Here is a 19,887-nt window from a genome sequence, read left to right on the forward strand (position 1 = left end):
TCTCCTATAATCCTTCAGACAGGGTGAACACTTCAAACAGATTCAGCGGCCTATCTTCCAATGGAACGTAGTCAAAATAATCAAAATGCGCTGGCGTTTCCGCATTCTTTCCGCTGCCGGCCGCATACATCGCAAAGAACGTGCCAGCAAAGCCGCCTGCGACCTCCTTAGTAAGGAATGCAACCTCGCCTTTTCCAATAACCTCAGCTGTTGTCCTGTCCGGATGCGCATAAGTAAACGTATACATAACTTCATTCGCCTGAATACCCAGGATAACTTCGGAGCCGTCATAATCCACTTCCGCTGCAATCTGCATAAAGCTGCCCATCCGGCGTCTGAATATTAATTTGGGTACTCCGTCCTTCAGTGTCTTGGCAATCTCATAATGGAATTTTTCATTCATGAATACGGTAAGCCCGGCTTCCTCGCCATCTTCGGGCAAGAACTCCAGCTTAGTACGGATTTCACAGTTTTTATGCTGCTGCCTGCGGCCAACGAATGCGGGTGAGCCCTTTTCACTAAGGCTGCAAACCCGCCCCTTCAACGTCAGATAACCCGTACGTTCCTTCAAGGACCACGAATCCGGCTCCGGATTACGGTAAAAGTTCCATACCGGACCGAGCATTTCGGTATCAAAATCCTCTCTGTGTTCCCAGGCCGCTGGTTCCCCGAGCGGCAGAGTGCCGGCATCATACTCCAACTCGGCCAACCCATGATTCCCTGCGACTGGCCAGCCTTCTTCGTTCCAGGAGACCGGTGCCAGATTCGTCTCACGGCCCAGGATATGGCGTTTAGCATTGCCGACCGGCCTAATGCCCAGAAAGACGCACCACCAGCTGCCATCCTTTGCCTGCACCAGATCAGCATGTCCCGTTGCCTGAATAGGTTTGGACGTACTCCGGTTCGAGAGGATTGGATTAGCCGGATTGGATTCGAACGGCCCATACGGATTACGGCTCCTGGAAATTGTCTCCATATGCCCGTATTCAGTACCGCCCTCTGCTGCCATTAAATAATACCAGCCGTTAATCCGGTATAAGTGCGGACCTTCAGGATGGCTCCCGCCCGTCCCTTCCCAGATCATTCTTCTGGCACTCAATAGCTTCCCGTCTGCTATATCCAGCTCCGCCTGATAGATCCCCGTCTTCTCACCCATAAAGTCAGATGTACCTGTTATATACACCTTCCCGTCTTCATCGAAGAATAAGGAGGGATCAACACCTCCCCAGCCGTCAAGGAAGATCGGTTCAGACCAGGGTCCTTGCGGATTTTCCGCCCAGACATAGAGGCTCTTCTGTATGGAAATATTTGTAGTGATCACATAAAACAAGCCTTCATGATACCGGATCGTGGGTGCATATATTCCCTGAGACCATCCCGGAGGGAGTGAGCCCTGAAGCTGAAGCTGGCTGTCACGGGTTAACACATGCCCGAGCTGCCGCCAGTTCACCAAATCCTTGCTGTGAAAGACAGGGATGCCCGGAAAATAATCGAATGAGCTCGTAACCAGATAATAATCGTCTTCTACTCTGCAGACACTCGGGTCAGGATGGAAGCCGGGAATAACCGGATTGCTAAACGTCGTCTTCATGATCACACTCACCTCTGGATTATTGTAGAATTTCCGGATGCTCCCACTTGGTAGGTGTAAGCTTTCCAGCACCAGCACCTGCGTCAACAGGAATCGCCGCACCACTTATATAACGTGCCAGGTCAGAGGCCAGGAATAGGGCCAAATGGGCAATTTCCCGCGGATCTCCAAGCTTCCCGTTTGGAGAGATAATTGTGGCAAATTCCTGTATCACTTCTTCAGGCGCCTGCCCCCAGATCGAGGTTCGGAAGGTTCCCGGGCAGATGGCATTTACAGTGATGTTATAAGGCGCATAGTCGAGAGCTGCGCTCTTGGTCAAGCCCACTACGCCATGCTTGGATGAAGTATAGAGCCCCATGGAGCTGTTGCCCAATATTCCGGCCAGTGAGGCAATGTTCACGATAAAGCCGCCGGATGATTTCGACCGCAGAATAGCCTCCACCCCATACTTCATGCCCAGGAAGACACCCTTCAGATCCACAGAGGTTATCCGGTCAAATTCCTCAGCCGAATATTCATGAAGCGGACGGTTAGGAGCCGCAATGCCGGCATTATTAACCAGGCCATCCAAGCGGCCATAGGTTGCAACCGCATAATCGATCATTCCCGTAATCTCCTGTTCGCTGCTGACATCGGCCTGGAAGAAAGAAGCCTCCCCGCCCCGTGCCTTGATCTGTTCTACAGCTTGCTGCCCTTTCCCGCTATTGATGTCTGTGACGACAACCCTTATTCCATTCTCTGCATAGCATTGGGCAATAGCCTCACCCAATCCGTCGGCGGCGCCTGTTACGATAACCACCTTTCCCTTAACACTTGAGAAATCCGTCATCTTTTCTTCCCCTTTCATATTAAATCTGGGCAGCTTGGCGCCTCGCCTCAAGCTCTTCCTGAATTTCGGCCATACGGTCCTTATCCAGCTCATAGAACTTCATTGCAATCAGGGAGATGATCCACGCGAGCAGCATCACTCCGCTGGCGAGGAACATTGTCATCCAGAAAATTTTACCTGAGTATGGTGTATCCACATCAGGAAATGCCGTTCTGAAGCCGATAAACGCAAGCATGATGCCGACAAAGGTCTGCTGCAGGGAAGACACCCCTTTATCAATGAATGCGTATACAGAAGAAATCAGCCCAGGGGCATAATGATTGGATTTGTACGCGCTGTAATCAATGACATCGGCCAGCATCGGCATCATCAGGCCTGAACCTACATACCGTACAGCTCCGCCAACCAGATACAGTACCATGAAGCTGATGGTCATAAAGCCCATATTATCTAGCCGGATCTGAGTGGGATCACCCAGCCACAGCAGCAGCAATAGAAGGCTGTAGCTGATGACGCAGGCCCAGGTGGCAATCACGAACCCTTTTTTCGAGCCGAATCTCATGGAGTAGCGGATTCCGAACACCAGCACTAATATATTCGGAATCATACCTATGGCGTTTGTCGTTCCCATCAGGCTGTAGTTTCCGATAACAATGCCGAACAACATGACATTCACAATCTGATTTCCGGCGATTTGTAGGCTGAGCTTGTCGATCGAGGCAGCGATGACATACATCTGCAGCGGCCGGTTGCTTTTGAACAGGGGCCAAATTTCTTTTAATTTGATGGCTTCCGTTTTTTGGCCTGTGCCGTAGTTTTCACTGCGGTCCTTGGAGGCAATTCCGATAATGGCGAGAGTATAGGCAATACCCGCAATGATTACTGTTGAGATCGTCATTTCCTGAAAAAGCTCGACATTCGTATAACCGCCATATTTGCCGGTCAAATATAATGACAGGTACACGGAGGCGCCTGTGTAGAAAATCATCGTGTAGATCATGGTCAGCCCGCCGAACAGAGGCCGTTGCTCCGGATCGTTCGTAATAACGGCATTCCCGATATTGAGTGAAATCTGGGACAGCGCATAGCCGATAATAAATACAAAATACAGGACTATAAAATAAACAAGCTTCAAAGCCTCAGGAACAAGATGGTTTGTAAAAAACAACAGAAGAGTCGAAGCAGCCATCAGAACATACGCGATAGCCAGAGCAGGTCTGACCTTTCCGAATCTCCCGTTGGTTTTGTCCAGCAGAATCCCCATAACCGGGTCCGTAACAGCATCCATAACCCTTGAACCGGTAATAATCAGTGAAGCAACCACCGTGCCCAATCCGACAATACCAGCAGCATAATAGGATACAAGGCCCATCAGGAACATAAAGGCATTATGGCCGAAGCCGCCGACCGGATAGATAGCCATCTGCCAAGACTTTGCACGGCGGTATTTTCTGTCTCTCTCCGCTTTACTGGCAGCCTTTTGTTCTTTGATTACATTTCTGTTTGCAATCTGCCCCACACTTTACACACCCTTTCAAAATTCCGAATCATTTGCGCGGTAATCCAAGCCAGTAATCACTCCCGGGTATTTCACGTCCTGGTTACGAAGTTAATGATAACGCTTTCTTTTTATAGTTTATGGTACTTTAGTCGTTTTTTTGGTGTTGTTATGATTAAATTTTACTACATTTATAATCACGACATAAAACAGCCGGCCCCTATACACCATAGAGGCCGGCTGTTCCTTTTAAAGTCCTATAAACGGATTAATATTGTCCCCTTATTTTTACCTCTCCCATAATTCCGGTAGGCTGCAGAAACGGAGCTTTGATAAAAGCAGCAAAGACACTTCCCTGATTCAGCGGCGAGAAATACTGCTCACGCTCCAGCGTGGTGGCTACCTCAATCCGGACTGTATTTTCCCCTAAATTTAACAACTTGCTGATATCAAATCTAAATGGCGGAGCAACCTGAATTCCCGCTGACTGATCATTTATGAATACTTCTACGCCTTCAAAAGCATCCTCAATAACCAGTACTGCCCGGTTCCATGCCGGAACGGATACCTCATTCTCATAGCGGATAAAACCGGAGAACTCAGGATATTTCAATCCTATACTGGTGAACCCGGATATGGCCTGTTCATCATGGAAATGGGGATACTCCACAGAAGACGCCAGGCTCATGGTCCAGCCCTCCTTCAGAACCAGCTCCTCATCCGAAGACATTGGTGCGGTGATCCCTGTAGCCCCGGCATGGTCAAATACAATAACTACACTTTGATACGGCGGTATTTCTAATTGAAGTGCAGTTCCCCCGTCTACCGGATCCGCCTGCACTTCATGCAGGGTATTGTTCCAGACATCATAACCGTACACAGCGCCTTGGGTTGGGACGGTTACCGTTCCGCGGAACGTCTCAGCCATATTCTCGTTAGTGAACAGATAGAGATCGCTCTGTTCCCGGTAATGCAGATAACGCAGCATCGGAAAAGCCGGCTCCACTGCCAGCTCTGCAGCAGCGTGTGTCTGCAGCTCTCCAGTAAGCGCCTCTAACGCAACCACCTTACATCCTGACAGCCCAGCAAGCAATTCCTGCTCTCCATCAAGAATCCCGCTTGGCAGGCCATCAATGAAGAGAACAAGGCAGCCTGCCTGCTGAAGCTCCAGAATTGCCTTGGCTGTACTTGCTGTAATGTACTCCGAATATGGAATAATCACTGCTTTGTATTCCTGATTATTGACCTGAAGAATATCCGCAAGCCGGGTGTTGAACCTGTCCTGTTCCACAAATACATCGGATGGGATAATGTCAAAATCAATCTGATGGTCCATCAGGACATGGGCTGGCTTCTGGCTCAGCATATAATTCCCCGCCCACTCTGCCTCCGCATGATACAGAATAGCTGCCGGAGTCACACGTTTACCGTCACTGATCAGGGCACACATCCGGTTCAAGTATCTCATCAGGGCACCGAAATGGCGAAACTGCGGATCATGGCCGTTCGCATAGAAATGCGGGGGACAATCAGGGTCCGGATAAGGCTTGGCAGAAAAGGCATGCGGCACATAATGATTCACGCCCCTGACCAGGAAATGATCCACAAGATATTTCATCATGCGGACACCTTCGCCCCAGCCGTATGCGCCGAAAATCTCGCACATGGTACGCCCCTTTTTGACCGGATCAATAGCCGCAAAAGAGCTGCCCAGCTTCCCGAGAAGATAATGGAAGAATTCCCCGTCCCGCTCCCCGATGACCGTTCTTTTCGGGTAAAGCTCGCCGCCTGGCATCACCTGACCGCCGATATCATCAATACCGGACATATGCTGGCCGGACAGCCCGCGGAAGAAATGACCCAGACTGGAGCCGGGTCTTGCATGCATGTTATTATCTTCAATTAAATGGCCGATGTACTCTACATTCCGCTTCGTACACCATTCCCCGATCTGCCTGGAGAAATTCTCTTCCACGAGCCGTGTGATGATATCCATGTACACATAACGGACCTCTGCAGTCAGATCCGGACGATTGCCTGACTCCCAGAGCAGCGGCAATCGGGATCTCCAGTTCTCTCCAAGCCGGGCAAGCAGCTGTACCTCCACCTCAACGCTCCACGGAAGATCCTGCTCTGCGCCAATCGGCTTATTATCATTCATCTTCCCGTTACCAAGCTCCGGTTCATCGGAGAAGAAGCCGGCTATGGTATTTCCGAACTCTGCCTGATAACGCGCGTAATGCGGCTCGTATACAGCTTCAATCAGTTTGCCTGCGCTGATCTTATCCAGCATGTTGATATAGCCGTCCCGGCTCCCTGCATTCCGGGTCAGATAATTCACATATACGGTCCATTTGCCTTCCGGAACATCCCATACCAGCTCCCCGTCTTTTACCATGTGTGTAATATCGGTTAATGTTGCCGTATCGAAGCCCTGATCCACACGTGCTGCACATACACTTAACAGTGTGTCATCCTCAAATTTCCTTTTTTCCTTCTTCGCCCGCATCGAAAACATGCTGACTTCAAACGGGTTTTTGACGTATTTAGCATGCTTGGCCACGTTCAGCTGGGCTGACTTTACAGGTCCCGTTACTTCAATAGACGAGTAATAAAGAAATTGCCGGCACAATTCAGCAGGAGCCTGCTCCAGCGTGCCATTGGCATATCCCGTAGGAAAATGGCTATCATCCAGTATCCAGACCTTCATCCCCCGCTGTTTCGCTTCATCGATAATAATGTCCAGATCCTGCCACCACCGGGGTCCGCAAAAGTCTGGGTGAGGCCTGCTCTCTATACAAACCGCGCCGATGCCGGCTGAATGAATCGCCTCCATATATTCTCTGAGGATTTCCTCCTCTTCCCCGTGCAGCCATAGAAAAGGGAAGATGTAGTTTTCTCCTTCCGCCTGAAGCAGACGCTCAATTTTTGTATTCATAGGAAGCTACCTGACCTTTCCTGCCTGCTTTTTAATTTTGATCAACTCTTGATTCAATTTGTTTATCGCCCGTTTGTTGAACAATAGACTATCGTTATCCATCGCGGCCAGTGCATCGACTTTGAAATTCTCCATCATGCCATACATGGGAATCTGGGTCAGATCACCCAGTACACGGATTACTACCGATTTCGCTGCTTCATCGGCCATTAGATCCTGCAGCGTATCGCCAGAGGAATAGACCCCCTCCGGTATCTCCACCTCAACCCATGGCTCATTGTCATCATGCTCAGGCAGGGTGAACCAGTTAGCAACCATTTCCCCTTTATCCTCGGCAGGCGCGGAGTAGCAAGGGTTCACTGCCGCAACTTTTTTAAACACGGTCTGATCGGTAAAAGAGCCTGTTTCATCTTCTGCTACAACCTCAATTTGAGTATACCCTTCCCCCAAAGCGACACTTTTGAACACCAGAACTCGATCAGATCCGGACAATGTTACGGTCTTCACACCATTAACGAAAAGCGATACTGACTTGCAGTTGGTGTATACCTTCAAATCGATGCTGTTGCCTGCACGCTCCAAATGCCGTTTCCCGGCAATATGAACGAAGGGAGTCGTGGACCAGTGTGCTTTATACATATAGAAAGCATCCTTCTTCACTTTGCGGTCATAGGTAACCAGCCCTTTGTTGTTACGCCCTTTCACTCCACCCTCATCCCGGACATTGGCCCCGAAATCGAACATATTCCACACATACGTAGCCCACAGGAACGGACGCTGCTCAAAAATCTTCCATACCTGCTCGTGGTAAAGCGCATGGTATTCCTCGGTGTAATCCTTCACTACTGGCTGATCGGTGTGATATTCGATGATCCCTTCAGCACCGTACTCGGAGATACACAGGCTGGTATCAGGGTTGATCTCATGAAACCGATCAATCCACGGGCCGAATTCCTCTGCTTTCCCGTTATACCAGCCATAATATTTGTTATAGCCGATTACATCCGTAATATAGTTGTACTCATCCTTGTCGTCGACAATAAACATGTTGGCCATCGTAGTCAGGCGGGTCGGATCCTCTTGCCTGGTCAATTCATGAAGCTCACGGACGACCTTACGGACCTGTTCAACATTCTTGCTGCCGATCTGGATTTCATTCTGGATGCCCCAGAACAGCACCGAAGGATGGTTGTAATTCTGACGGATCAGCTCGGTCATCTGGGACTTGGCATTTTCACCGGACAGATCGCTTTCCGACATCCGGGTAATAAATGGAATCTCCGCCCAAACGACCATTCCCGCACGGTCACATAAATCATAGAAATACTGGTCGTGCTGGTAGTGCGCCAGACGAATGGAGTTGGCTCCGATTTCTTGTATCAGCGCCATATCTTCATCATGCTCGCAGGCTGTAATGGCCCAGCCCCTATCCTTACGGTCCTGATGCCGTGCCACACCGTGCAGCCGTACCGCTCTGCCGTTCAGGTACAGCCCCCGGTCTGGATCAACGTGGAAATAGCGTACGCCGAAGGGGATAACGGCCTCGTCCACTGTATCGTTATAGCGCTGCAGGGTTACTCTCGCCTTGTAAAGATGTGCATCAGGAGCGGCCTCCCACAGCAGCGGATTCTTAATGGTTAACGCCAAATCCACAGCCGCCGTGTCTCCGGCAGCCAGATTCACCTCGGCACCTGAAATGCCGGCAATCTTCCCTGTCTGATCCAACAGCTCGATCCACAGTCTAACCTTGCTCTCTTCTGCGTAAGCATTGGTGATCCGGGTACGGACCTTCAACCTGGCTGAATCACCAGTCACTTCTTCCTGAATAATATAGACTCCCGGTGAACCCTGATCCATTAAATCGATATGCACCGGATTTACGACGATAAGATTCACATCCCGGTAAATCCCCCCAAAGAAGGTGAAATCGGCGCGCAGCGGATACACATCCTCAATTGCTGAATTGTCCACCTTAACAGCCAGCACATTGGGGCCGCCGAACTGGAAATGCTCCGTCAGATCAAACCGGAAGGTGGAATAGCCGCCGCGGTGCTGGCCAATATACCGGCCGTTCAAGTAAATATCGGCCACACTGTTGGCTCCCTGGAATTCGATATACACCCGGTTGTTCCGGTCTGCTTCGGACAAGGTCAGAGCCTTACGGTACCAGCAAGCCCTCCGGTCATATTCATTTCCGTTTGCTCCATCAATCGCATTCCAGGTATGCGGCAGTGTGACCGTTTCCCAGTCGAGATCGCTGTAAGCAGGCTCTTTGGCTTCTATAACATCCTGTTTTGAGAATTTCCACACCGCATTCAAATTCAACACTTTCCGCATCGAAGCATCTCCTTTATCTAGAGCAAATCTTTCATCTTATCGGCAATCAGTCCGGCGGCCCGCTTAGGATTCAGACGGTACAGCTTATCCATCAGCCGGGAATCCTTGCCTGCGAGCACCCGGACCCGGTCCTGTTCGATGCCGTTAACAATAATTTCTGCAGCTTTTTTGGGCGTTAACAACTGGGCAACCTGCTTCTGGTTCATTTCTTTGTTCTCCGTCTGGTCCAGCCCGGAATTCTTCATAATATTGGTACTGACACCGCCGGGAAATACAACCGTAACCTTTACACGGGTATTCTTAAGCTCTGAATGCAGTCCCTCTGTCAGCAGCTTCACTGCCGCCTTCGATGCGCCATAGATGGTCTGACCCGGAACCGGGAGGAATCCTCCCATACTCGATATGTTGGTAATATGGGCCGCAGGTCTTGTTAACAGATGCGGCAGAAATGCCTTGACCATGAAAAGCGTCCCGTAGAAATTGATATCCATCACTTGCTTGATTTTGTGATATCCCAACTCATTCACAGGTACAAATGGATGGATGATACCTGCGTTATTAATGATTCCATCTACTGTTCCATGATGATTGATCACTTGCTCTGGAAGGGACTCCACAGCCTCACAATCTGTCAGATTTACGATATGTGCTGATAGTCTGCCGCCTGCGTCTCCAGACTGATTCCTTGTTTCTTCTAATGCTTCTTTGCTTATGTCAACGGCAGCAACTCGGGCACCTTTGGAGAGCAGATTAAGCACTAGTTCCCTGCCAATTCCGCCTCCGGCTCCGGTAACAACAATTACTTTGTCTGCAACCTTCATCCTTCTAATCCGCCTACGCTGATCGTTCCCAATACGGACAGACTCTCCTTCGGATGCCGCGTCTGGGTAGACCGGTCCACCGCAATTAATCCAAACGTCTGGTCATAACCTAATTGCCATTCAAAATTATCCAGCAGTGACCAATAAGTATATCCAATGACCGGGATGCCTTTCTCAATGCGCCGGTACACTCCATTTAGAGCTTGCTTAATAAACTCAACTCTCTCTTCATCGTTGTCCGTAGACAGGCCGTTCTCGGTAATGAAGATGGGCTTGCTCCAGTGCAAGGCAACGAAATCCAGCACATTGCCCAGCGCCGCAGGATAATTTTCGTAGCCCATTTTCGTCAACCTTGCTGTATCATCCGGGGGAACAACGCCCTCTGGACCGTGAATTTTACGCGAGTAATTTTGCACCCCGAGGAAATCATCCTCCTGCAGGAACGGCAGATAATCCAGCAGATCCTCCTGCTGCTCCTTGCGTACAGACACCTCTCCTCCCGGCAATGCCTGATGGTCATAGAGTGAGAAGGTGATACCCACCTGAATTGCCGGATGAAGCTCCTTGATAATGCTTCGCGCGGTCTCATGGCATTTCATAATAATGAGTTCCCCCTGCTTAGACCTTGGAGCGAGGAAAGGCTGCACTTTACTTGGATCGATTCCGAAGGTTTCACCAAGCTCCCGGTAATAATGTTCCATCCGGGTTCCCATATCCACATTCAGACCCACCTGAACGTCGGCAGTATCCTTCTTCTTGTGTGTGCCTGCACTCATCATCCGCTTCATAATCTTGGTAATCTGCTTGCCCATATTGGCTTCGTTAATGGTACAAATATAGGGAATAAGCTGGCCCAGCCGAGAAACAACATACCTGCAGTACTTGCCAAAGGATTCGATTGTTGCCTCGCTCTCCCAGCCCCCTTCGGAAATGAGCCATTTAGGCGAGGAAAAATGATGAAGTGTCACAACCGGTGTTATGCTGTGCCGGTGACAGAAATTCAGAACGTTTCTGTAGTGCTCAATTTCTTGTTCATTAAATTCACCTTTCACCGGCTCGATTCTGGCCCATTCGATAGAAAAACGGTAGGTGTTACAGCCTGCATTCCGGAGCAGCAGAATATCTTCTTCGTACCGGTGATAATGATCCACTGCATCCAATGAAGGCTCCTTATATACGGAGTTAGGTACATGCTCCATCGCCCAAAAATCACTATAGATATTGTGTCCTTCCACTTGATGGGCAGCTGTTGCCGCTCCTATCATAAAATCTGCCGGAAATTTACTCATGTTTTCTGTCCACCCTTTCTGATCAGCATCCAATGAAACCGTTATCATAAATACAAATCACCTTACTGCTAAAAGGATACCACTGCCTAAAAAAACATTATGGTATTTTAGTACTTTTTTTTGTAGCATATAAGCAAGAAGTTTGCTCCTGATGAAAGGGGATCAGCATGAACTCTAACCTGGAGAAGAACCTGAAATTATGTGACCTTGTTGCCGGTACATTTGATTTGCATGTGTTCTACATTGATCCGGCCGGTAAAATTATCTATGAATCGCCCAATAACCAATTATTGAACCCGCTGTATGAGAACCAGAAGCAGAGCTTATTTACTCGGTTGAATTTCTACGCAAGCAAGCCTTATGATTTTCCGCTTATCCAGAAGTCGGCCTTCTCCGAAAAGTTTATCTTAATCAGTGTCTTCAACAATCAGGCCTTTGAAGGCACCGTGTTAATTGGCCCGACGGTTGCTTATTCTTTATCGAGTGACCGGGTAAACGGCATCATCCATGATTCGCTTGGATTCTTTTTCCGGGATAAGGTGATCCAGTATTACAACTCCATCCCCGTCGTTCCCCATGAGAGGTTAATACAGTTGAGTTCGCTGGTCTTCCACCTGTTTAATCAGGTCTATATTGCTCCAGAAACGGTATGGGAGAGAAACGGTGAACTGGCGGAGCCCTATGAAAGGATGGAGAAAAGTGATTTAATCGTCTCCCAAAACCTGCAGGCGAACACCTATCATGAACGGTTATTTGAGAAGAAAATGCTCGAAATAATCAAAGAAGGACGCGTTGAGGAATTAACCCAGCTCCCCACTTTAAAAGAAGAGGAGGTAGCCAGCGTTTTGTCGAAAACCAGCTATTTCCGTTCAAATAAAAACCACATCATCACCCTCATCACCTTAGTCTCCAGAGCTGCCATTGACGGCGGCCTGCATGAAGAAGTCGCTTTCAGTTTGCATGACCGCTTTATCCAGCAGTTAGAAGAAGCGAATACACTTGAGGGCATCCGGGAGCTGGCCAAAGAAGTGCTCTATACTTATGCGGAGAAGGTTCAGCAGGTCAAAAATGAACGCTATTCCAAAACGGTCACGACCTGTAAAGATTATATTTACAAACATATCTATGAGAACATCAGCCACGATGATATTGCCCGCAAAGTTGACCTCAGCCCAAAATATCTTTCCTCCTTATTTAAAAAGGAGGTCGGGATCACCGTGAGCGAATACATTCAGAACACTAAAATTAATGAAGCAAAAAAATTGCTTGCCCTAAGCAAAACGCCCATTTCTGAAATTTGTACGCTGCTGAACTTCAACGACCAGAGCTATTTCACCAAAGTATTTAAAAAGGTAAGCGGAGTCACGCCCATGTATTACAGGGAACGGCATCATCTTCTAGACAGGAAGTAAGGCGGGACAATGGGGCCGGAACTCAATTCACTTGAGATCCTGGCCTATCGCAGATTCGGGCTTACCATGAAGGAACAGCGACTCAGCCCCTCGTAGCAGTATGCTTGTTTGCTTCCATAAAAAGAGCTGTTAACTCTAAATTCAGTCAGCAGCTCTCTTTCTTATATGGTGTTGTGCGTGACATGTTTTGTCATAGCTGCTAGATAAACAGCAGGAGCGCCACACAGCCGGCCCCGAGTGTTGTAATAATTAAGACCACGGTTCTGCCGCTTGAATCAAACAAACGTCCAATGAGCAGCACTGCGAATCCGGGATCAAGGCCAGCGACCAACGTACCCAGCTGATTTAGGTTCATGCTCCTCATGTAATGCTCCTCCTCGAGCCATTTATGACACGCCCTCCAACTCCGGGTGCATCTTCTTCACGGCACGGAAAGCATCATCGGCCACTTCCAGCGTAAAGGCGATGTCCTCCTCTGTCAGCGCCGCATTAATAAAGTGGTTATGGTGGTTGGTAAAGAAGACACCACGCTGAACGCAGGCGGCGATCCACTCCTGATGCAGTACCTGACTCGGATCATTGGCAATCCGCATGTACCACATCGGCAGCTCGCCGCTGATCCGCAGATCGATACCGTGCCCGGCGGCGACACCAGCCAGGCCGCTGGTCAGTTTGCTGCCGAGTTCCTGAAGCCGCTGAGGCGCCTGAATCGCCTTCAGCTTATTCAGCGTAGCGATCCCGGCGGCAAAGGGAACAGCCGAGAACCAGTAGCTACCCGTATAGAATACCGATGAAGCGGCACTTTTCAGCTCATCCTTGCCGCATAGGGCAGAGACGTTGTAGCCATTGGCCAGTGCCTTGCAGAAGCAGATCAGATCCGCCTCGAAGCCGTAATGATGATCCGAGCCGGCAAGATCCAGCCGGAAGCCGCAGCGCACATCGTCAATGATCAGCACAATGCCGTGTCTCGTGCAGAGTGAGCGCACCTTTTGCCAATATTCCTGCTCCGGAAGCTGGTTATCGACAAAATTTCCCTGGAAATACGGGCTGGCGATAAAGCAGGCAATTTGTCCCGGATAAGCGCTGATCAGCGCTTCCAGCTGTCCGATATTGTTCCAGTCCACATAGAGGTTATTCGCAATCTCCTCGGGCGCGATGCCGGAATTCCCCGCAAGCTTCGTCCATGCAGCTACACCGTGATACCCCTTATTTACGAGCACCGCTTTGTTCCTTCCTGTGGCGGCACGCGCAATCATGAGCGCAAAGCTTGTAACATCCCCGCCATTTTTAGCGAAAAACGCCCAGTCGGCACTATGTACGGTATCCACCAGCAGCTCGGCGAATTCAACCATTTTCACCGAAGGTAAGGTCACACAATCCCCCAGTTCCCCCTGCGCTCTCGCTGCCTGGTCCACATCGTCGTCACGGTAGCCGAGGATGTTGGGACCGTAAGCACACATATAATCAATGAACCGGTTGCCGTCCACATCCCAGAAATAAGCCCCCTTGGCTTCCCTGGCGAAGAACGGAAATGCGCTCGGCGGAATCATGCTGCCCTCAACAGGCCCAAGATGTCCATAGACCCCGGCCGGAATGACCTTCATCGCACGTTCGAATAGCAATCTGCTGTTAGTATATTTATTAGGTTCCATCTATCGATTCCTCATTTCCTCCGGGTCTGAATTACACGAACTGCGGGACTTTAGCCAAAATATCATTCATATGCTGAATCATTGGCAGCATTCCTTTAAGCTTCAGCCTCTCGGTAACAATCAGCTCATGAACATCCGCCTTCTCGCTAAGGACATCATTCGCAGACTGGACGGTATCAAATACCATGTAGGCACTTGGAACCGCCGGAGCGCTCTTCATCGCCTGAAGCCGACCCTTCATGGCGTGCAGGAATACCTGCTGTCCGCTCTCCTCAATAGAGATCGATATGACACCGTCCGGTATTCTCGCCGCAATCCGCCGCCCGATCTCATCATAGTTCCCGATACAGGCCACGGCATAAGCTGCCGTATTCAGCAGCAGCCGGGTATGGATGGCGAAATAGTCAGCGTCTTTCAGCAGCCCTCCGTCCGGCTTCAAATAATATTCCAGCCTTTGGGTCAGCTTCGTGAAGTCAGTGGTCAGGAATCCCAGCCTGGACAATCCGCGCAGCGGTATAGGATTCGACTTCCCTTCAATCATCTTGTTGAAATGCTCCGGAGAACGGAAATACAGCACAATGGATGAAGCACCGGCCGGTTCTTGCATAGTAACGTCCCCGCCCGCAATAATCAGGTCCGCCGCAGGTCCACCCCGTATTTTGAACCGGATGGTATTCCGCTTCCCTTGTATCAGGGCAATTGAAGCAGGGTCCAGACGGCATAATTCCTCCAGATTCCTGAGAACGGCATACAGATTCACTGCCGCTTTGGTCCCATGGACCGACGCTTTTGCAGATTCAATCACAGGCATCGTTGAACTCCCTTCCTCTCTTGAAATGAAAACTTCTCCTCCTATAAAGAGGTATCGAACAGGCCCCAATCAGGGATTTGGGTGAATACTTTGGTCCTTACTGTCAGATACAGCAGCCCGGCGGCAAACCAGATTCCTCCCACCAGAAAAGCCTGAGGGCTCAGACTGGTAAGCAGCCAGATATTGCTCCCAATTCCGATGACGGGCAGAAGCAGATAGAGCAGCACTGCCTTGGGCGTACGAAGCCTTCTTTTGACAAAGTAATGAAGAATCACGCACAGGTTCACAAACGCAAAAGCCACAAAAGCCCCTAAATTAATCAGCGAGGCCAGGGTAACCAGATCAAAGATCATACAGGCTGCTACCGTCAGCACACCGATAAAGACAATGCCGCCCACCGGTGTGCCATACCGCGGATGCGTGTAACAGAACAGCTTCTCCGGAAACACACGGTCCCTGCCCATGACAAACAGCAGACGGGAAATTCCGGCCTGCTGTGACACAATAAGCGTAAAAACCGAAGCAGCTGTCACCAGCATGAACAAGGTTTCGAAGAGCGGACCGCCCAGGTATTCCACCAGCTCCACAGCTGCGGTATCACTGCTGATGAAGCTTCGCCCCTGGTAGGCAAGCACGCCGAAATAGGCGATCAGGATAAACACAATTCCGTTCAGTATCGTCACAAAGATCAGGGTCCGGGGAATCGTCCGCTCCGGTTCAACCGATTCCTCGGCAATCGTCGTAACAGCATCAAAGCCGAGAAAGGATTGGCAGACCAGCGCGGTACCGGCAATGACGCTGAGCATGGAGAAGTCTGGATTCCAGAATGGGGCTGAGGAGAGTAAGGAATGGCCCGGAGAGGGGGACACGAGGGCATAAATACATGTTCCGAAGAAAATAGCGATGAGTACAAACTGCAGCCCCACCATGATCCGGTTAACCTTAATGGCCATTTGCAGGCCCCGGATATTAATGAAGGTGCTTAATGCGATGAACAGCGCAACCCATACCACCACAGGAATTACCGGCAGCATCTCATGCAGGGCCAGACCCAGGAACAGCACGGACAGCATCGGGACAAAAGCATAGTCCAGCAGCAGCATCCAGCCCACCAGAAATCCCGCTAGCGGATGGACGGACTTCTGGACATAGCCGTATGCGGAACCGGAGGTCGGATACACCTTGACCATTCTGCCATAGCTGTAAGCCGTAATGAGCATCACCAGAAAAGCAAGCAAGTAAGCTGCGGGCAGCAGCCCTTTGGAGAGCTCATTAGCCACACCATAGGTCCCAAAGATAGCGATGGGCGCCATCAGGGAAATCCCGAAAATCACTTGCCTGCCTTGCGTCATCACTCTGGCAGGAACATGTAAGACTCCCTCCGTTTTTTGCAATTAGCATTCCTCCCATTCTTAGAAATTGATTTTATTATGTAATATTACATTACACAATATCTATATTCTAGGGCGATTCATGCTGTAACCCTACTTTAAATGCAAAACAGTAAAATGTAAATGTTAATTAACATCCCACAATGTATCGGGGCACTACACAGAAAAAGCCTCAATATCCACCTGTACATGGATAATGAGGCAGCCTGAAATCCTGCTCAACTCAGATGAGGATCCTTGAATAGACTCTTGTTTTACTCGGCCCATTCCTGTGATATCCGGTTCATCCGCTCCGCAACCGACTGGGCATATGTGTGTAAGTCAAAGGATTTCAGCATATTTACATAAGCCTGAACATTTTTGTGATTGAACGGGTCCTTCGCACAGAGCTTTTCATAGTACTCCATACTCCGGTAATGATCCCCTTGCCCGGCGAAATATTCGGCGAGCGTGCTCAGGATATGCAGATATTTGATCCGCAGCCGTTCACGTTCCGTTTCAATGAAGGCTTCGTATCTGTATTCCTCCAGCAAATCGCCCTTATATAGCTGTTCCGCACGGATGAGCTCCTGAATATCGCTGGTTTCACGGCTTACTTCCAAAAAAGCGGCAAGGTCCAAATCCACAAGTGTGGTGTTCAGCGAGTAAAGTCCGTCGATATTTTTAATATACCGGGAATTGCGCCCCGGGTTGCCGCCCGGCTCCAGGGTGCTTCTAAGGACGGATAAGGCAACATACAGCTGATTCTGCGCCGGGCCGAGCAGCTGATCCTTGAAAAGCTCCTCAATAATCATATCCTGCGGCGTTCTTGCCTTATGATTCACTATCAGGAACAGCAGCAGCCTTAAGCTGGCTTTCCTGCGTACCACAACAGGCTGATGATTGAAGCTGATGGTGAGCGGACCCAGCACCCCGATTTGCAGCAGCGGCGCGGCTTCTTCTTCAATAACTATGGCCGCCTTAGCCTGCTGTTCCTGTTGATAGCGGCTCACAATGAAGGGATATCCGTTCTTCTCACATACCTCGCTGAGCTCCAGCCACTTCAGCCTGGCTGCCTCAGATGCCTGCTTCCGCAGTAGCAGAGAATATTGTGCGGATACAACATGTGCAAACAGGAATTTGAACGGATGCAGCACCTGATAAGCGGTATCAAGGCAAGGTCCCGCTTCCTGCAGACGGCCGGCGCTCACATAGGCCCGGGCGAGATAGATATTGGACAGACCGATGTCCCGGTCAAAGCCGAAGTCCTCGGCAAGCTGGACTGTTCTCTGTGCCCATTCTACCGCCAGTGGAACATCATGAAGCAGATTATAGAGCTTGCATCTGCTGCAATACAGGAAGAACAGAAGCGCATCATCATTTCCCTGGCTGCATTCCAGGGCTTTCTCCAAATACTCCACAGCTTCAGGAGCCCCGTCCTCAATCAGGGTATCCGCTATCCCGCTTAAGGCATAAGGAAGGAAATGCAGATCGCCCTCCGATTCTGCCAGGAACAGGCAGCGCTGTGCGCAAGCCTTGGCCTCCGCGGTCTGTCCCAGATTAAGCAGCAAATCGGCCTGGAAGTTAAGGCTAAGCATCACCATCGGCTGATCCTGTACCCGCTCGAACGTAAGCAGCGCGGCTTCCGAGAGCGCCTTAGCCCGTCCAAGATCTCCTGTCAGCTTATATATACCCGCTAATTGCTGGCGGATCAGGGCAACCCCCATCTGCTGCTGCCGGTTCTCCAGACCGGACAGCTTCTGCTCCAGCAGCTCGATGAGATTATGCAGGATGTACAAAGGGATGCAGCGGTATAGAAAGATGGAGGATTCAATATAGTGGTGGTCAAAAAATTCCTCCAGCCAGCTTTGCAGCAGCACAATAAATTCCTGCGGCGGATAGCGGACCTGCAGTACACGCATCAGCCTGCCCGCATTCACGAAATCCCTGCCCAGAATGGAATGGGCAAAAGCCGGAAAAAACTGATGATTGCCTTCATAGATACCGCTCAGCCTCAAGTGGTCCTGATTGATCCCACTACGGCTCGTTTCTTTGCGGTACTGTTCCAGCAGGAACGAACGGAATAACTTATGATACCGGAAGGTCTGTTCATTGGCATTGACGGTAAAGGTAAACCGCTTGAGCAGCAGCTCCGGGACCTCTTCATCCGCCGGGTCCAGATACTGCCGGATGACGGACAGGTCCAGCTCCCGCATGATGCTGGTCTTCAGCAGAAAAGAACGGAACGCAGGCGTCTGCAGCTTGAGTACTTCTTTGTCCATATAATCGTATAGATGCGGAATATCCGCGAACTTGGGCAGAATACGGCCGCGTTCCTCTGTGGATTTGCCTTCCACCGCATCACGGATCAGCTCCAGGCTAGCCGGCCAGCCTTCGGTCGTATGCAGGATATATTCAATTTCGTGGTCTGCCAGGGGTGCAGCCGGCAGATCATGAAAGAAGTCGGCGATCTCTTCCTTCGTAAAGGCAAGCTCCGCCTTGCTGATATTGAAATAACTCCGGCGTAATTTATAGGAAGCGTAAGGTAAGGAGGGCAGCAGCTGGCCGACCAGAACAAACCGGATGCCCGGCGGAGTTTCATACAGCAGTCTTTCCAGCAGCTCGAGAATATCCTGAGTCCTCTGGATGACATGCGCATGGTCGAGAATAATATACAGCTCTTCCGGCCAGTTGGAGAGCATGTGCAGCAGCTCTTCCACCCCCGCATGAATATACTTCGGCAGGCGGAGGCTGTCAGGCCGCTGCTTCTGCTGTTTGCCCAAGGCTGCCAGTAAATGAGAAATGAAGATGCCGGCGGAACTGTCGCTTTCATGCAGCTGATACCACACCACCGGTAATCCCCGGTCCAGCATATAGCTGGAGAGCAGTGCTGTTTTGCCGTAACCGGGCTCCGCAACTACCGTCATCATCTTCACCCGGCGGTGACGGTCCAGAAGCTCATACAGCCGGGGCCGGGGCAAATAATACGGACTGTCCGGAATAGTGATCCTATTATTGTTTTCATGTATATTCAATCCGTTTTCACCTCGCTGTACAGCATGATTTGAAAACTTCCCCCAGCCATCCATTCACCAAATAACGTTAGAAACACTAACATCATTATACTCTACTCCATATTTATTTTTTAAAAAATTATGATATTTTTCTCTTCAAAAGCATTTAATGGCGCTTACATCAGCCTTCCGGGATATTTTTGTAAGATTACAGTAAGGTCAGCCCGGTATCATATATCACATGTCATATATGTTGACTTTTGCTTAGCCGGATTTGAGTTAGGCGGCGGTGTTCCACTATGGAGGTGAACGTTTCATTATTTCT

The 19,887-nt window shown here is 50.0% G+C and carries 13 protein-coding genes; 1 reads left to right on the forward strand and 12 read right to left on the reverse strand.

What is annotated here, in order from left to right; genetic code table 11:
• Positions 1–4: 4 nt before the first annotated feature.
• The 7 genes from QU597_RS20780 to QU597_RS20810 form a co-directional block, all read right to left on the reverse strand.
• Positions 5–1,591 (reverse strand): glycoside hydrolase family 43 protein, encoded by a 1,587-nt coding sequence (locus QU597_RS20780; RefSeq protein WP_310829652.1) that lies wholly within the window; start codon positions 1,589–1,591, stop codon positions 5–7.
• A gap of 19 nt (positions 1,592–1,610) precedes the next feature.
• Positions 1,611–2,420 (reverse strand): SDR family NAD(P)-dependent oxidoreductase, encoded by an 810-nt coding sequence (locus tag QU597_RS20785; protein WP_310829653.1) that lies wholly within the window; start codon positions 2,418–2,420, stop codon positions 1,611–1,613.
• Between the two features lie 19 nt (positions 2,421–2,439).
• Complete coding sequence (locus QU597_RS20790; RefSeq protein WP_310829654.1) at positions 2,440–3,939, reverse strand: MFS transporter; 1,500 nt, start codon at positions 3,937–3,939, stop codon at positions 2,440–2,442.
• A 247-nt stretch (positions 3,940–4,186) separates the two neighbouring features.
• A complete protein-coding gene (locus QU597_RS20795; RefSeq protein ID WP_310829655.1) occupies positions 4,187–6,856 on the reverse strand; it encodes a glycosyl hydrolase in 2,670 nt (889 codons plus the stop codon).
• A 6-nt stretch (positions 6,857–6,862) separates the two neighbouring features.
• Complete coding sequence (locus tag QU597_RS20800; RefSeq protein ID WP_310829656.1) at positions 6,863–9,193, reverse strand: glycoside hydrolase family 2 protein; 2,331 nt, start codon at positions 9,191–9,193, stop codon at positions 6,863–6,865.
• 17 nt (positions 9,194–9,210) lie between these two features.
• Positions 9,211–10,014: an SDR family NAD(P)-dependent oxidoreductase gene (locus tag QU597_RS20805; RefSeq protein WP_310829657.1), complete on the reverse strand. Its 804-nt coding sequence runs from the start codon at positions 10,012–10,014 to the stop codon at positions 9,211–9,213.
• A complete protein-coding gene (locus QU597_RS20810) occupies positions 10,011–11,303 on the reverse strand; it encodes a glycoside hydrolase family 1 protein (protein ID WP_310829658.1) in 1,293 nt (430 codons plus the stop codon). Before QU597_RS20810 ends, QU597_RS20805 begins: the two co-directional genes overlap by 4 nt.
• 167 nt (positions 11,304–11,470) lie before the next feature.
• Between QU597_RS20810 and QU597_RS20815 the strand changes: the two genes are divergently transcribed.
• Positions 11,471–12,715: a helix-turn-helix domain-containing protein gene (locus QU597_RS20815; RefSeq protein ID WP_310829659.1), complete on the forward strand. Its 1,245-nt coding sequence runs from the start codon at positions 11,471–11,473 to the stop codon at positions 12,713–12,715.
• A gap of 199 nt (positions 12,716–12,914) precedes the next feature.
• On the opposite strand, the gene QU597_RS20820 is transcribed toward QU597_RS20815, so the two are convergent.
• From QU597_RS20820 to QU597_RS20840, 5 genes are all read right to left on the reverse strand, one after another.
• The gene (locus QU597_RS20820; protein WP_310829660.1) at positions 12,915–13,079 is read right to left on the reverse strand and encodes a hypothetical protein; all 165 of its coding nucleotides are present in this window, start codon (positions 13,077–13,079) and stop codon (positions 12,915–12,917) included.
• A 22-nt stretch (positions 13,080–13,101) separates the two neighbouring features.
• Positions 13,102–14,367, reverse strand: a complete 1,266-nt coding sequence (locus QU597_RS20825; RefSeq protein ID WP_310829661.1) for an aminotransferase class III-fold pyridoxal phosphate-dependent enzyme — start codon at positions 14,365–14,367, stop codon at positions 13,102–13,104.
• A 31-nt stretch (positions 14,368–14,398) separates the two neighbouring features.
• Positions 14,399–15,178 carry a hypothetical protein gene (locus QU597_RS20830; RefSeq protein WP_310829662.1) on the reverse strand — a complete coding sequence of 260 codons (780 nt, stop codon included), beginning with the start codon at positions 15,176–15,178 and terminating at the stop codon, positions 14,399–14,401.
• Positions 15,179–15,219: 41 nt separating this feature from the next.
• On the reverse strand, positions 15,220–16,572 hold the full coding sequence (locus tag QU597_RS20835) for an APC family permease (protein WP_310829663.1): 1,353 nt from the start codon (positions 16,570–16,572) through the stop codon (positions 15,220–15,222).
• Between the two features lie 251 nt (positions 16,573–16,823).
• Complete coding sequence (locus tag QU597_RS20840; RefSeq protein ID WP_310829664.1) at positions 16,824–19,583, reverse strand: AfsR/SARP family transcriptional regulator; 2,760 nt, start codon at positions 19,581–19,583, stop codon at positions 16,824–16,826.
• Positions 19,584–19,887: the final 304 nt, after the last annotated feature.

It is taken from the genome of Paenibacillus pedocola, assembly GCF_031599675.1.
Classification (GTDB): domain Bacteria; phylum Bacillota; class Bacilli; order Paenibacillales; family Paenibacillaceae; genus Paenibacillus_AQ; species Paenibacillus_AQ pedocola.

Coding starts and splice junctions, on each gene's coding strand:
- QU597_RS20795 (WP_310829655.1), bottom strand. CDS start 6,856: ATGAATACAAAAATTGAGCGTCTGCTTCAGGCGGAAGGAGAAAACTAC.
- QU597_RS20780 (WP_310829652.1), bottom strand. CDS start 1,591: ATGAAGACGACGTTTAGCAATCCGGTTATTCCCGGCTTCCATCCTGAC.
- QU597_RS20825 (WP_310829661.1), bottom strand. CDS start 14,367: ATGGAACCTAATAAATATACTAACAGCAGATTGCTATTCGAACGTGCG.
- QU597_RS20815 (WP_310829659.1), top strand. CDS start 11,471: ATGAACTCTAACCTGGAGAAGAACCTGAAATTATGTGACCTTGTTGCC.
- QU597_RS20800 (WP_310829656.1), bottom strand. CDS start 9,193: ATGCGGAAAGTGTTGAATTTGAATGCGGTGTGGAAATTCTCAAAACAG.
- QU597_RS20810 (WP_310829658.1), bottom strand. CDS start 11,303: ATGAGTAAATTTCCGGCAGATTTTATGATAGGAGCGGCAACAGCTGCC.
- QU597_RS20820 (WP_310829660.1), bottom strand. CDS start 13,079: ATGAGGAGCATGAACCTAAATCAGCTGGGTACGTTGGTCGCTGGCCTT.
- QU597_RS20785 (WP_310829653.1), bottom strand. CDS start 2,420: ATGACGGATTTCTCAAGTGTTAAGGGAAAGGTGGTTATCGTAACAGGC.
- QU597_RS20805 (WP_310829657.1), bottom strand. CDS start 10,014: ATGAAGGTTGCAGACAAAGTAATTGTTGTTACCGGAGCCGGAGGCGGA.
- QU597_RS20830 (WP_310829662.1), bottom strand. CDS start 15,178: ATGCCTGTGATTGAATCTGCAAAAGCGTCGGTCCATGGGACCAAAGCG.